This window comes from Bacillus sp. Medicinal_06 (genome assembly GCF_056711665.1).
In genome coordinates this window covers 257,853-271,157 of sequence record NZ_JBWYHD010000006.1, presented here as the reverse complement: position 1 = coordinate 271,157, position 13,305 = coordinate 257,853, and the positions used below count along the sequence as shown (strand labels likewise).

Genomic DNA, 13,305 nt, shown 5'->3' with positions numbered 1-13,305 from the left:
ACAGAAAAAAATGGTACAATATCGGATAGAATGGAATTTTACATCAAATGAGACTGAACCCGCAGCGGAGTGGAGGTTTACATATGCCGAAAGTAAGGACAAAAGATTTAATTGAACAATTTCAATTAGAGTTAGTAAGTGGTGAAGAAGGGATTCACCGTCCAATTGATACAAGTGATTTATCGCGACCTGGAATTGAAATGGCAGGATTCTTTACATATTATCCAGCTGATCGCGTCCAGCTTCTTGGAAAAACGGAGCTTACCTTCTGTGAGACGTTAACAAGTGAGCAAAAACAAGAAAGAATGAAAGTTCTTTGTACAGAAGAGACACCTTGTATTATTGTAACGCGTAGTCAAGATGTGCCAGAGGAATTATTGCAAGCATCACGTGAATCTGGCGTGCCGCTTTTACGTTCTGCTCAAACGACGACAAGATTATCAAGTCGTTTAACAAACTATTTAGAGAGTAAGTTGGCACCAACAACTGCTGTTCATGGTGTATTAGTAGATATTTACGGTGTTGGTGTTTTAATTACAGGTCAAAGTGGTGTCGGAAAAAGTGAGACAGCGCTTGAACTTGTAAAACGTGGTCATCGTTTAGTTGCAGATGATAGCGTTGAGATTCGTCAAGAAGATGAAGATACATTAGTCGGAAGTTCACCAGATTTAATTGAGCATTTATTAGAAATTCGTGGTTTAGGTATTATTAATGTTATGACGTTATTTGGTGCAGGTGCTGTACGGAATTATAAGCGTATTACACTAGTGATTAACCTTGAGATTTGGGATCAAAAGAAAAACTATGATCGTTTAGGTCTTGATGAAGAAAAAATGAAGATTATAGATACAGAACTTACGAAGATTACACTTCCGGTTCGTCCTGGTCGAAACTTGGCTGTTATTATTGAAGTGGCAGCGATGAACTTCAGGTTAAAACGAATGGGAGTCAATGCAGCGCAACAATTTTCAGAGCGCTTAATGAGTGCGATTGAACTAGGGAATCAGGAGTAATTTAGGAGAAGGAGGTCATCCATATGCTGTTAGGGTCTGTACCACAGCTAGACCGCGTAGCAATTCAACTTGGACCATTCCCAGTGTATTGGTATGGGATTATTATCGGTACGGGTGTTTTGCTTGGACTTTGGCTTGCTACTCGCGAAGGTGAACGATTAGGTATTCCGAAAGATACATTTGTCGATCTAGTTTTATTTGCGGTACCGATTGCGATTATTTGTGCGAGAGCATACTACGTTATTTTTGAATGGGAATATTATGTGCAAAACCCGAGTCAGATTATTAATATTCGTCAAGGTGGCTTGGCAATTCATGGCGGCTTAATCGGGGCGGTTATTACGGGGATTTTCTTTGCGAAAAGACGTGGCGTTTCCTTCTGGAAGTTAGCTGATATTGCAGCGCCAAGTATTCTACTTGGACAAGCAATTGGACGATGGGGAAACTTTATGAACCAAGAGGCTCATGGCCGTGAAGTAACAAGACAGTTTTTAGAGGGTTTACATTTACCGGATTTTATTGTGAATCAAATGTATATTGATGGTGTGTATTATCATCCAACGTTCTTATATGAATCATTATGGAATTTTGCGGGTGTAATTCTATTATTGTTATTACGCAAAGCGAATTTACGTCGTGGTGAATTATTCTTTACGTATTTAATTTGGTATTCAATTGGCCGTTTCTTTGTAGAAGGCTTACGTACAGATAGCTTAATGTTAGGACCGCTTCGTATTGCACAAGTGATGTCCATTGGGCTTGTTGTTATTTCGATCATTTTCATTATTGTGAGACGTAAAATGGGGCAAGCTGATAAAAGATATTTAGAAAACTAGAAAAAAGTAGCATCTTGTATGAGATGCTGCTTCTTTCATATTCAGGCAGGAAAGGACCTTAGCATATGAAAATAAATACAGTGTTATTTGATTTAGATGGAACATTAATTAATACAAATGAACTTATTATTTCTTCTTTTTTACACACGTTAAACAAGTACTATCCAGATCAGTATAAGCGCGAAGATGTATTGTCATTTATCGGTCCATCTTTGCATGAGACATTCGGTTCAATGGATGAGAGCAAGGTAGAAGAGATGATCCAATGTTATCGTCAATTTAACCATGAGCATCATGATGAACTAGTGGAAGAATATGAAACTGTTTATGAGACGGTCCAAGAGCTAAAGAAGCAAGGATACAAAATTGGAATTGTAACAACGAAGGCAAGACAAACAGTAGAAATGGGTTTAAAACTTTCTAAATTAAATGAGTTCTTTGATGTTGTTGTTACAATTGATGATGTACAGCATGTGAAACCACATCCAGAACCAATTCAAAAGGCGCTAAAGTTACTACATGCAAATCCAGAAGAAACGTTAATGGTTGGTGATAACCATCATGATATAGTGGGCGGACAAAACGCAGGTACGAAAACCGCGGCAGTTGCCTGGACGATTAAAGGTAGAGAGTACTTAGAGTCATATAAGCCGGATTATGTATTAGATAAAATGAGTGACTTGCTATCCATTTTGTCTGAATAGTAGGTAAGGGGAGAGAGTAAAGTGCGACGGACAACGCGCTACCCTGTTTCAGGAGCAAATTCACTATGGAATGTATATAAGACAGTATCCTTCTTTAAGGTAATGAAAAATTTTATTGTCATTCAAATTGCACGTTATACACCATTTTTACGAATGAAAATTTGGCTGTATCGCACATTTTTACGAATGAAAGTAGGAAAGCAAACATCATTTGCGCTTATGGCAATGCCGGATATTATGTTTCCAGAAAAGATTACAATTGGAACGAATTCAATAATTGGCTATAACACAACGATTTTAGCTCACGAATATTTAATTCATGAATATCGCCTCGGGGAAGTTATTATAGGGAATGAAGTAATGATTGGAGCAAATTCAACTATATTGCCAGGTGTAAAGATTGGGGACGGCGCCATTGTTTCAGCAGGTACACTTGTTCACCGTGATGTACCAAGTGGTGCTTTTGTAGGTGGAAATCCGATGCGTATCATTTATACGCAGAAAGAAATGACAGAGAAGAGAAGGGCGTTGTTAAAAATGTAACATTTCTCTTCTCTTTTTATGAATAAAAAGGAAATAATTGATTATAATATACTGTTTTGTTTTTTACGGAATCGTTTATACTTATAAATAGAAAATGTATGAGCGAAGAAAACAAAAAACTGGAGGATATATGGGGAAAAATCAACGGATGTATAAGGAGAACGGACAAGTTATCTCTTTTAATCAATTAGCTGATTTCTTTTATAAAAAAGGAATGAAAGCTTATCAAAGTCATAAATTGCAAGATGCAGTTAAATATTTTCGAAGAGCGGCACAAAGTGAGAAAGAGCCGTTTATTTTATGTCAATTAGCGACGGTATTATCTGAAGTCGGTGAGTATCAAGAATCAAACCAAATTTTCTTGAAATTGATTCGTTCGAATTCTGATATTGAGCAGTGCTATTATTTTATCGCGAATAATTACGCATATCTCGGTTTGTTTCAGCAAGCAAAGAAGTATGCGGAGAAATATTTAGAGATCGCAACGGAAAAGGAATTTGTAGAAGATACGTTAGAATTACTTGAGATTATGGAAGAAGAATCGCTGGATACGGAAGAGATTGAAGATGAAGATGAATTAATTGTTATGCAGGAAGAGGCAAATCGCTATATTCGTAACGGACAATTGGAGGAAGCGATTGCTACGCTTGAAGTTGTAACGAAGGATTATCCAGAATTTTGGTCGGGTTATAATAACTTAGCAATTGCGCATTTCCAATCGGGAAATGTAGATCAGGCACTAAAGTTAACAGAAATGATTTTAGAGAAAAATCCTGGTAATATGCATGCGCTTTGTAATACGCTTATTTTTCTATATTCAATTGGAGAGCATAAACAAGTAGAAGCGTTAGCGGGGCAACTAGAATCAGTATATCCGATGTCATTTGAGCATCGACTGAAGCTAGGAACAACATTGGCGAGCATTGGTCACTTTGCATCAGCATATAAATGGTTGAGGTTATTAAAGCGTCAAGGTTATGAAGGAGATGTCAGCTTTTACTATTGGTTTGCATACTCTGCTTATATGATACAAGATCAACATACAGCGGAAAAAATGTGGCAATCTGTTGTAGAATTGCACCCTGATAAAAAAGGGAAAGAGCCGTGGAATGCCCTGCATTTAGCTGATGAAGGACAGAATGTTTTGTTTGAAGAGCTGCGGAAATCTTTTAGTCAAAGTGAAACGTTAGAAGAGAAAATGCTAGCACTGTATTTAATGAATGAACTCACAACACCAGAGAAAATTGGCTTTTTCTTTGAGGTGGCTCAGGAAAAAAATGGTGTGCCGATCGTTTCGCAACTGGCAAAATATTTCTTTTTAATGAGTAGTCATAAGAGTATTCCAGGCGAGTTACAACCGTTTGAACAATGCGTTAGGATTTCGGATGCCTTATATAACTATACAAATAAAGAAGATGAATTGATTGAAGAATGCTTGCATTTTTGGTTTTGTACATTTATACGTTTATATACATCTGGGACGGTCTTTACGAATGTGTTTGGGTGGTCTGCGGCAATCGAATATATTGTGCGCGGCCAGCAGAGAAATAAAATGACACAGGCCGAACTTGGAAATATATATAATGTATCTGTAGCAACTGTGAGAAAATATGTGCAAGTAGTAAAGCGGACTCATGCATAGGCAAATCATTGGGAAAAAACAGGTGCTAACAGTATAATGAGGGTAAGTCATGGTAGGAATGAATAGGAGTGAATAGTGTGTCAGAAGAAAAAATTTATGATGTCATTATTATTGGTGCTGGACCAGCTGGAATGACAGCTGCAGTGTATACGTCTCGTGCAAATTTAAGCACGCTTATGCTTGAACGCGGTATTCCAGGCGGACAAATGGCAAATACAGAAGATGTAGAAAACTATCCAGGTTATGAATCCATTTTAGGACCTGATTTATCAAATAAAATGTTCGAGCATGCGAAGAAATTCGGTGCTGAATATGCATATGGTGATGTGAAAGAAGTCATCGATGGTAAAGAATATAAAACGGTTGTAGCTGGTAAAAAAGAATATAAAACACGCGCAATTATCGTTGCAAGTGGTGCAGAGTACAAAAAAATCGGTGTACCAGGTGAAAAAGAACTTGGTGGCCGTGGTGTATCATACTGTGCAGTATGCGACGGCGCATTCTTTAAAGGAAAAGAACTTGTTGTTATTGGTGGCGGAGACTCTGCTGTTGAAGAAGGTGTGTATTTAACACGCTTTGCATCAAAAGTAACTATCGTTCATCGTCGTGATGCGCTTCGTGCACAAAAAATCCTACAAGACCGTGCTTTCCAAAATGAAAAAGTAGATTTCATTTGGAACCATACTGTAAAAGAGATTAACGAAGAGAATGGTAAAGTAGGCAGTGTAACACTTGTAGATGTAAACAGTGGTGAAGAGCAAGAATTCAAAGCTGACGGTGTCTTCATTTACATCGGTATGTTACCACTATCAAAACCATTTACTGAACTTGGTATTACAAATGAAAATGGTTATATCGAAACAAACGAACGCATGGAAACGAAAGTTCCTGGTATTTTCGCAGCTGGTGATGTTCGCGAAAAAATGCTTCGTCAAATTGTAACAGCAACTGGTGATGGTAGTATCGCAGCACAAAGTGCACAACACTACGTAGAAGAGCTGTTAGAGGAATTAAAAACTGTAACAGAAAAATAAGGGATGTAATTCCCTTTTGAGAAGAAGGCTACTTTTATGAATGGTAGCTTTCTTTTTTATTTTCTTCCTAAAATGTAAAATGTTTGTCAAAAATTCTTTGGATTACAAGATTTCTTATTGTTATACTAGAGTTTACGAGAAAAATGACTATAAGAAATGAGGAGTTTATTCAGTATGGAATGGCGTAATATATATCGTGGTTTTTGTATGGGCGTTAGTGATTTAATTCCTGGCGTTAGTGGTGGCACAATTGCTGTTGTATTAGGGATTTATGAAAGATTGCTTGCGGCAATTAGTGGATTCTTTAGTCGCGAATGGAAAAAGCATTTAGGCTTTTTAATTCCGCTTGCTGTTGGGGTAGCAGTAGCGTTTTTAACATTAAGTCATGTTATTAAGTATTTATTAGCAAATCATTATGAGCCAACTCAGTTTTTCTTCCTTGGTTTAATCTTGAGTATTTTACCAATGTTAATGAAGGAAGCAAATGCAAAGGAAACATTTAAAGCAGGACATATTGTTATACTAATCGTTGCAGCGGTTCTTGTAGCTGTAACAGCATTCTTTAAGCCGGATAAAGCGGCAGATCCAATTACTACATTAACAATTTTAAATACAATTGGATTATTCTTGGCAGGTTGGATGGCTAGTATGGCTATGCTACTTCCGGGGATTAGCGGCTCATTTATTTTATTAATCATCGGTGTATATCCAACAGCGATTAATGCGCTAACAACATTAAACTTACCACTAATTGCAGTAATTGGTGCAGGTGTTATGGTTGGATTTGTTGTGAGTAGTAAAGGAATTAGCTATTTGTTATCACATTATAAAAGTGCAACATTCGCAGCGATTATCGGACTTGTTATCGGATCGATTGCAGTAGTTTTCCCAGGTATTCCAGCCGGTGGCATGTCGATTGTAAACTCTATTATTACGTTTATTTTAGGGTTTGCGATTGTATCGTATTTCAGTAAAAAATAAGTGGTAAATCTCCTTGACGATAAAATTCGTTAAGGGGATTTTTTTATGTTCTTAGGAAGAATAAGCTTGTTACTTAGTAGGAATTCACTTATTTACGGAGCTAGTCTCCTTCATTGTGGCAAACTGTTTTTGATAGTATAATGGAATGAGTATGTGACGAAAAAATCGTCATAAGTAGCTGAGGTGAAGAAGCATGCAAAGAGTAACAAACTGTGTGTTAATTAAAGATAATGAAGTTCTCCTACTACAAAAACCTCGTCGGAACTGGTGGGTTGCACCAGGTGGAAAAATGGAGCGCGGTGAAACAGTGAGGGATTCCGTTGTCCGCGAATACCGTGAAGAAACAGGTATTTATTTAAAGAACCCAGCATTAAAGGGAGTCTTCACTTTTGTCATCCAGGAAGGTGATAAAGTTGTTTCTGAATGGATGATGTTCTCCTTTTTAGCGACAGATTTTGCAGGAGAAAACAAATTAGAAAGCGAAGAAGGCATCATTGGTTGGCATACATTTGATAAAATTGATGAGCTAGCAATGGCGCCGGGAGATTATCACATTATTGATTATTTAATTAAAGGAAATGGAATCATCTACGGTACGTTTGTATATACACCAGACTTTGAATTACTTTCATATCGATTGGATCCAAGCTAAACCGCCGAGGAGGGATACAATGGCAGCAAATAATGATATTAAAATGGTAATTATTACAGGGATGTCCGGTGCAGGAAAAACAGTAGCTCTGCAAAGCTTCGAAGATTTAGGATATTTTTGTGTGGATAACTTACCACCTATGTTATTGCCAAAGTTTGTTGAACTTATGGCAGACTCGAAAGGAAAAATGAACAAGGTGGCACTTGGTATTGATTTACGTGGTCGCGAATTTTTTGAGCATTTATGGGGAGCGCTTGATGATTTATCAGAACGCACTTGGATTATTCCTCATATTTTATTTTTAGATGCGAAAGATAGCACGCTTGTAACGCGTTACAAAGAAACGAGACGTTCGCATCCACTTGCGCCGACAGGACTTCCGTTAAAAGGAATTGAGGCCGAGCGCAATTTATTAACAGATATGAAGGCAAGAGCGAATATTGTACTTGATACGTCTGATTTAAAACCGAAAGAATTGCGCGAAAAAATTGTTCATCTGTTTTCAACAGAAAACGAGCAAGCATTTCGTGTCAATGTGATGTCATTTGGATTTAAGTACGGCATTCCAATTGATGCAGATTTAGTATTTGATGTTCGTTTTTTACCAAATCCATATTATATTCCACAGATGAAGCCGTTAACAGGACTGGATGAAGAAGTTTCGTCATATGTGCTCAAGTTTAATGAGACACATAAATTTTTAGAAAAGCTGACGGATCTTATTACTTTCATGCTTCCTCATTATAAAAGAGAAGGCAAGAGTCAGCTTGTAATTGCGATTGGATGTACAGGTGGACAACATCGTTCTGTTACACTTGCTGAATACCTTGGAAAACATTTGAAACCAGAATATATCGTTCATATATCTCATCGTGATGTGGAGAAGAGAAAGGGCCATTAAGGGATGAAAAAAGAAAGAAAACCTAAAATTGTCATCATGGGAGGGGGAACTGGACTATCGGTTTTATTACGGGGATTGAAGAAATATCCTGTTGATATTACAGCGGTTGTTACAGTAGCTGATGATGGTGGCAGTTCAGGTAGATTGCGTGATGAGTTAGAAATTCCACCGCCAGGCGACATTCGTAACGTACTTGTTGCGTTATCAGATGTGGAGCCGCTTGTGGAAGCTTTATTTCAACATCGTTTTACATCCGGAGAAGGTTTAACGGGTCATGCATTAGGTAATTTATTATTAGCTGGTATGACGTCGATTACAGGAGACTTTTTCCATGCCATTACAGAAACGAGTAAAGTGTTAAATGTGAGAGGGCGTGTTTTACCAGCGGCCAATCAAAGTGTTGTTCTTCATGCTGAGCTGGAAGATGGGCGAATTGTAACAGGTGAATCGAAAATTCCGTACTTTGGGAAAAAAATCAATCGTGTGTTTTTAACACCGGGTGATGTAGAACCATTATATGAGACATTAATGGAAATTCAGCGAGCGGATTTACTTGTCTTCGGACCAGGTAGTTTGTACACAAGTATTTTGCCAAACTTAATTGTAGAAAAAATCGGTAAAGCCGTTCTTGCTGCAAAGGCGAAAAAAGTATATGTATGTAATGTTATGACGCAAGCTGGAGAAACGATGGGGTATACAGCATTTGATCATGTGCAGGCTTTACATGATCATCTTGGGGTACCTTTCATTGATACAGCAATTGTAAATAATCATGATATTCCTGCTGTGTTACGTAAATTGTATGCAGAAGAAATGTCTGAACCTGTTGTGGTTGATGAACATCGTTTTGCTGAAAATGACATTCGCTTAATTCAAGATGAATTAGCAAAGTATGATGATCAAGTTGTAAGACATGATACATTAAAATTAGCTTCTATTTTATATTCGTTATTATAAGCATGCGTTATCTCTGTATGAGATAACGCTGCTCATTCATATAGGACAAGATTTTTGTTCCAAAATATCGTATAAGGAGGTGGGGCTGTGTCATTTGCATCAGAAACAAAGAAAGAGCTCACGAAGCTTGAAATGAAGGAGTGCTGTGAGAAAGCAGAATTATCAGCATTGCTTCGAATGAACGGATCACTTTCTTTTTCAAACCGTCGTCTTTCGATTGATATTCAAACAGAAAATGCAGCAATCGCAAGAAGAATTTACACATTGCTGAAAAAGGGATATGACGTGACGGTAGAATTGCTTGTTCGTAAAAAAATGCGACTGAAGAAAAATAATGTATATATCGTTCGGCTTGTTGAGAAATCTCGTGAAATATTAGCGGATTTGCATATTGTTAGAGAAGACTTTTCATTTATTCGCAATATCTCACAGGAATTGATTGAAAAGAAATGCTGCAAACGATCGTATTTAAGAGGTGCATTTTTAGCAGGTGGTTCAGTAAATAACCCAGAAACATCATCTTATCATTTAGAGGTCTTTTCGTTATACAAGGAACATAATGATTCTATATGTGAACTGATGAACGGATTTGATTTAAATAGTAAGACGCTGGAAAGGCGTAAAGGGTACATTACGTATTTAAAAGAAGCGGAGAAAATTACGGAGTTTTTAAACATTATCGGTGCACATAATGCATTGTTAAGATTTGAGGATATTCGTATTGTTCGTGATATGCGTAATTCAGTTAATCGATTGGTGAACTGTGAAACAGCCAATTTAAATAAAACAATTGGTGCCGCTTTAAGGCAAATTGAAAATATTCGTTACATTGATGAAACGGTTGGGCTCGATGTTTTACCAGATAAATTAAGAGAGATTGCACAATTACGTATTAATTATCAAGATGTAACATTGAAAGAATTAGGCGAGATGGTATCTGGGGGGAAAATAAGTAAATCAGGTATCAATCATCGCTTGCGTAAAATCGATGAAATCGCAGAGAAATTACGCGCGGGGGAACCGGTAGCAAAAAAATAACGGTAAAGGGGAAATGGGAGCTATGGTTCAGAAACAAGTTGAGGTTGCATTAAAAAACGGCTTACAAGCACGTCCGGCTGCGTTGTTTGTACAAGAGGCAAATCGTTTTCACGCTGATATTTTCATTGAGAAAGATGGAAAAACAGTCAATGCGAAGAGCATAATGGGGATTATGAGCTTAGCGATTGGATCTGGTAGCAACGTAACGATTATAACAGAAGGTTCAGATGCAGAAGCTGCTTTAGAAGCGCTGGCAGCATATGTACAAAATAAACAGTAAAAAGCTATCGCGTGGGCGATAGCTTTTTTGATTGGATAAATCAGTTGAATATTTTTGAGTAATTGATGTGTTGTATTCAATCGTCGATTAAAGGTTCGCTTTATCCTACACCTATCTTCCTCGTTTTTCCCTGAATATTGAGGTGGGGATCTTACTGCCCGTTAATACGGGATAAATTATGAAAGAATCCGTTTTTCTCCTTGAAGTTCACGGATCGGTTGAATGTTTTGCGTAAATTCGAGGGTCCCCATATATTTTCCATCTGCATTTCGCACTGCGAAGTAGCGAATATATACATATTTATCTTGAAATTGAATCCAAAAATCTTCACAATCTTTTTTTCCAGATTTGAAATCTTCTAAGAGTTTTTCAACGACATGAACGCTTTTGGGAGGATGACAGTTTTGCACTGTTCGACCAATGACAGCTTTCGTGCGAGCGAAGATCCGTTCTTTTCCATGAGAGAAGTAACGCACAACATCATTTTCATCGATAAATGTAATATCAACGGGTAAGTGATTTAATACGAGTTCTAGTTGTTGTAACGATAATAGTCCTGTTTCAAAACGAATAAATCCTTCTGACATTGTTTCTTCTTGCATCGCTATTCTTTCTGGTTTCCATGTAGTTGTAGGGCTTGTTAAGCAGTAGCCGATTTCATCACTTTCATGAGCGATTTTTAGCCATTCATCTTCTGTAAGAGTTTGAAGGGCCATCGGAAATAAAATATTTTCTTCTTTAAAAATCATTTCAGTTACGTCATGGGTGACGAAAGAAACGCTGTCTAAGACTGATTTTTTATCTTGATTATAATTTACTAATTTTTGTTTTGCTTCTTTAATAGCAGCACGAATTCTGTCATCAACGCCCCACATAACTTGGGTAGGTCCATAAATGCCGTATTTCTCTAAATAAGGGAAAAGTAGATTTTCTTTCCGGCTATAATGTTTATCAACATCTAGTAATAAATTTAAGTCTTCTATTAATTTATAAATGTTTTCTTCGCTATCTTCTTTTTCAAAACGTTCATAGTGAAGTTGAAGTTTGAAATTCACAAGTAAATCAATTTCTTTGTTTTCCAGTTTAAATGTATGAATGGGATGACCTGGTTGCTCTTCTTGTTTATTAGATTGATGAATTTCTTCAATGGATCCCTTAAAAACAGCTGTATGAACGGAGCATAAGCGTTGTACTTCTTCAACTGGAATGCCTTCTTCCTCCATAAGTGCCTGCTCGAGCTTTGAAATTTCTGCTACGGTAATATTTCCAATTGCTTCTTGAAACTGAGCTGTTACATCTTCAATGTTTTTTCCGTTATGAAGATCTTTAATAATAGTCTTTAAGATTGTTTGTCGTTCAGAGTTATTTATATTTTCTTGTTCACGGTTATTAATCATTTCACTCATAAGGATTCTCCTCTACTCATTAATGTGAAATCCATTATTTTGAAAAGCTTCTTTTACTCCGTCTAATGAAATACCTTTCATTCGGCAGCCTTTCGGGATAGTCATTATACGGCCGGCTGTTTGCAGCATATTAGGTTTTGTTATATTTTCAAATCCAAGGTTCTTTAAAATGGGAATAATTTCAGGATATTGATTCGTTAAATCATAAACAGTATGATGAAAATTAATTTGTTTTGTCATCATTCTCACCTCGAAACAATTGATATGAATTATCAATTACACTGTAACATAAAGATTGGAATGAAATTGTGAGCCAAATCACACGTTTGTTCTTTTAACAGGTTTGTCACTTTTTCTGTATTCAATAATGGGTATGGAGAGGGTGGGGGAGAGGTAATCTCGTCGAATGGTCGATATGTTGTGTCGAATTGCCGATATATTTCAATTTGCGCCGATATATCATGAGAAGCAGGTATATTGGAAAAAACGCTGATATATTTTGAGAAGTGGTCAATAAGAAAGGCTATCGCATGGGCGATAGCCTTTTTTGGAGCAGTTCTAAACGAGCCGCTTTCGCTTTTAGTTGTATCCAGCTCCAGCGGCTAGAATGGTCGGTGGCTTCGCTTCTTCCGCCGAGGTAAAAAGCACCTCTTTGTCAGAAGCTCCATCCCCCTCCCATTCTGAGCGAGCCGCTTTCGCTTTAAAGTATATTAACGATTTGTAAAGATTTTATCGATTAAGCCGTATTCTAGTGCTTTTTCTGCTGTCATGAAGTTGTCGCGGTCTGTGTCGCGTTGTAGTACTTCTAATGGTTGTCCTGTGCGATCAGCAAGAATTTGGTTTAGTTTTTCACGTAAGAATAGGATACGTTTTGCAGCGATTTCGATTTCAGTTGCTTGACCTTGTGCTCCGCCAAGTGGTTGGTGAATCATTACTTCACTGTTTGGAAGTGCGAAACGTTTTCCTTTTTCACCTGCTGCAAGTAGGAAAGCACCCATAGATGCTGCCATACCGATACAAATTGTTGATACGTTTGGTTTAATAAACTGCATTGTATCGTAGATTGCCATACCTGCTGTGATAGAACCACCAGGGCTGTTAATGTATAAATGAATATCTTTTTCTGGATCTTGAGATTCCAAGAATAAAAGCTGGGAAACGATTGAGTTTGCTACGTTGTCATCAATTGCGCTACCAAGCATAATGATGCGGTCTTTTAATAGGCGAGAGTAAATATCGTAAGCGCGTTCTCCACGATTTGTTTGTTCAATTACTGTAGGAATTAAATTCATCTGTTATTTCCTCCTTTGAAAGCTTT

Annotated in this window: 15 protein-coding genes; 12 read left to right on the top strand and 3 right to left on the bottom strand. The window is 37.3% G+C overall.

Annotation, left to right across the window (positions count from 1 at the left end):
• Positions 1–83: 83 nt before the first annotated feature.
• The 12 genes from hprK to AC1M36_RS16695 all read left to right on the top strand — a co-directional run bounded on the left by hprK (position 84) and on the right by AC1M36_RS16695 (position 10,581).
• Positions 84–1,013 (top strand): HPr(Ser) kinase/phosphatase, encoded by a 930-nt coding sequence (gene hprK, locus AC1M36_RS16750; protein ID WP_174101025.1) that lies wholly within the window; start codon positions 84–86, stop codon positions 1,011–1,013.
• Positions 1,014–1,036: 23 nt separating this feature from the next.
• Positions 1,037–1,849, top strand: coding sequence for a prolipoprotein diacylglyceryl transferase (gene lgt, locus AC1M36_RS16745; protein ID WP_336451673.1), 813 nt, complete (start codon positions 1,037–1,039; stop codon positions 1,847–1,849).
• 65 nt (positions 1,850–1,914) lie between these two features.
• Positions 1,915–2,553: a pyrophosphatase PpaX gene (gene ppaX, locus AC1M36_RS16740; protein WP_336451674.1), complete on the top strand. Its 639-nt coding sequence runs from the start codon at positions 1,915–1,917 to the stop codon at positions 2,551–2,553.
• A 21-nt stretch (positions 2,554–2,574) separates the two neighbouring features.
• Positions 2,575–3,096 (top strand): acyltransferase, encoded by a 522-nt coding sequence (locus AC1M36_RS16735; RefSeq protein WP_336451675.1) that lies wholly within the window; start codon positions 2,575–2,577, stop codon positions 3,094–3,096.
• 130 nt (positions 3,097–3,226) lie between these two features.
• Positions 3,227–4,738 (top strand): tetratricopeptide repeat protein, encoded by a 1,512-nt coding sequence (locus AC1M36_RS16730; protein WP_336451676.1) that lies wholly within the window; start codon positions 3,227–3,229, stop codon positions 4,736–4,738.
• A 77-nt stretch (positions 4,739–4,815) separates the two neighbouring features.
• Positions 4,816–5,772 carry a thioredoxin-disulfide reductase gene (trxB, locus tag AC1M36_RS16725; protein WP_336451677.1) on the top strand — a complete coding sequence of 319 codons (957 nt, stop codon included), beginning with the start codon at positions 4,816–4,818 and terminating at the stop codon, positions 5,770–5,772.
• Positions 5,773–5,946: 174 nt separating this feature from the next.
• Positions 5,947–6,753 carry a DUF368 domain-containing protein gene (locus tag AC1M36_RS16720; protein ID WP_336451678.1) on the top strand — a complete coding sequence of 269 codons (807 nt, stop codon included), beginning with the start codon at positions 5,947–5,949 and terminating at the stop codon, positions 6,751–6,753.
• A 193-nt stretch (positions 6,754–6,946) separates the two neighbouring features.
• Positions 6,947–7,405: an NUDIX hydrolase gene (locus AC1M36_RS16715; protein ID WP_001190078.1), complete on the top strand. Its 459-nt coding sequence runs from the start codon at positions 6,947–6,949 to the stop codon at positions 7,403–7,405.
• A gap of 19 nt (positions 7,406–7,424) precedes the next feature.
• Positions 7,425–8,306 carry an RNase adapter RapZ gene (gene rapZ, locus AC1M36_RS16710; RefSeq protein ID WP_336451679.1) on the top strand — a complete coding sequence of 294 codons (882 nt, stop codon included), beginning with the start codon at positions 7,425–7,427 and terminating at the stop codon, positions 8,304–8,306.
• 3 nt (positions 8,307–8,309) lie between these two features.
• The gene (locus AC1M36_RS16705; RefSeq protein ID WP_336451680.1) at positions 8,310–9,263 is read left to right on the top strand and encodes a gluconeogenesis factor YvcK family protein; all 954 of its coding nucleotides are present in this window, start codon (positions 8,310–8,312) and stop codon (positions 9,261–9,263) included.
• An 87-nt stretch (positions 9,264–9,350) separates the two neighbouring features.
• Positions 9,351–10,301: a DNA-binding protein WhiA gene (whiA, locus tag AC1M36_RS16700; RefSeq protein WP_003201892.1), complete on the top strand. Its 951-nt coding sequence runs from the start codon at positions 9,351–9,353 to the stop codon at positions 10,299–10,301.
• A gap of 22 nt (positions 10,302–10,323) precedes the next feature.
• A complete protein-coding gene (locus AC1M36_RS16695) occupies positions 10,324–10,581 on the top strand; it encodes an HPr family phosphocarrier protein (protein ID WP_006096515.1) in 258 nt (85 codons plus the stop codon).
• Between the two features lie 176 nt (positions 10,582–10,757).
• Here the strand turns inward: AC1M36_RS16695 and AC1M36_RS16690 are convergent, their stop codons facing one another.
• From AC1M36_RS16690 to clpP, 3 genes are all read right to left on the bottom strand, one after another.
• Positions 10,758–11,987 (bottom strand): DUF438 domain-containing protein, encoded by a 1,230-nt coding sequence (locus AC1M36_RS16690; protein ID WP_336451681.1) that lies wholly within the window; start codon positions 11,985–11,987, stop codon positions 10,758–10,760.
• 12 nt (positions 11,988–11,999) lie between these two features.
• Entirely contained in the window at positions 12,000–12,227 is a 228-nt protein-coding gene (locus tag AC1M36_RS16685; protein WP_336451682.1) for a DUF1858 domain-containing protein, read from the bottom strand.
• Between the two features lie 470 nt (positions 12,228–12,697).
• Positions 12,698–13,279: an ATP-dependent Clp endopeptidase proteolytic subunit ClpP gene (gene clpP, locus AC1M36_RS16680; protein ID WP_174101014.1), complete on the bottom strand. Its 582-nt coding sequence runs from the start codon at positions 13,277–13,279 to the stop codon at positions 12,698–12,700.
• Between the last annotated feature and the right edge of the window lie 26 nt (positions 13,280–13,305).

Excerpts from the sequence above, each read along its gene's own strand:
- hprK (WP_174101025.1), top strand. The coding sequence starts at position 84 with ATGCCGAAAGTAAGGACAAAAGATTTAATTGAACAATTTCAATTAGAG.
- lgt (WP_336451673.1), top strand. The coding sequence starts at position 1,037 with ATGCTGTTAGGGTCTGTACCACAGCTAGACCGCGTAGCAATTCAACTT.
- ppaX (WP_336451674.1), top strand. The coding sequence starts at position 1,915 with ATGAAAATAAATACAGTGTTATTTGATTTAGATGGAACATTAATTAAT.
- AC1M36_RS16730 (WP_336451676.1), top strand. The coding sequence starts at position 3,227 with ATGGGGAAAAATCAACGGATGTATAAGGAGAACGGACAAGTTATCTCT.
- AC1M36_RS16720 (WP_336451678.1), top strand. The coding sequence starts at position 5,947 with ATGGAATGGCGTAATATATATCGTGGTTTTTGTATGGGCGTTAGTGAT.
- AC1M36_RS16715 (WP_001190078.1), top strand. The coding sequence starts at position 6,947 with ATGCAAAGAGTAACAAACTGTGTGTTAATTAAAGATAATGAAGTTCTC.
- rapZ (WP_336451679.1), top strand. The coding sequence starts at position 7,425 with ATGGCAGCAAATAATGATATTAAAATGGTAATTATTACAGGGATGTCC.
- AC1M36_RS16705 (WP_336451680.1), top strand. The coding sequence starts at position 8,310 with ATGAAAAAAGAAAGAAAACCTAAAATTGTCATCATGGGAGGGGGAACT.
- AC1M36_RS16695 (WP_006096515.1), top strand. The coding sequence starts at position 10,324 with ATGGTTCAGAAACAAGTTGAGGTTGCATTAAAAAACGGCTTACAAGCA.
- AC1M36_RS16690 (WP_336451681.1), bottom strand. The coding sequence starts at position 11,987 with ATGAGTGAAATGATTAATAACCGTGAACAAGAAAATATAAATAACTCT.
- AC1M36_RS16685 (WP_336451682.1), bottom strand. The coding sequence starts at position 12,227 with ATGACAAAACAAATTAATTTTCATCATACTGTTTATGATTTAACGAAT.
- clpP (WP_174101014.1), bottom strand. The coding sequence starts at position 13,279 with ATGAATTTAATTCCTACAGTAATTGAACAAACAAATCGTGGAGAACGC.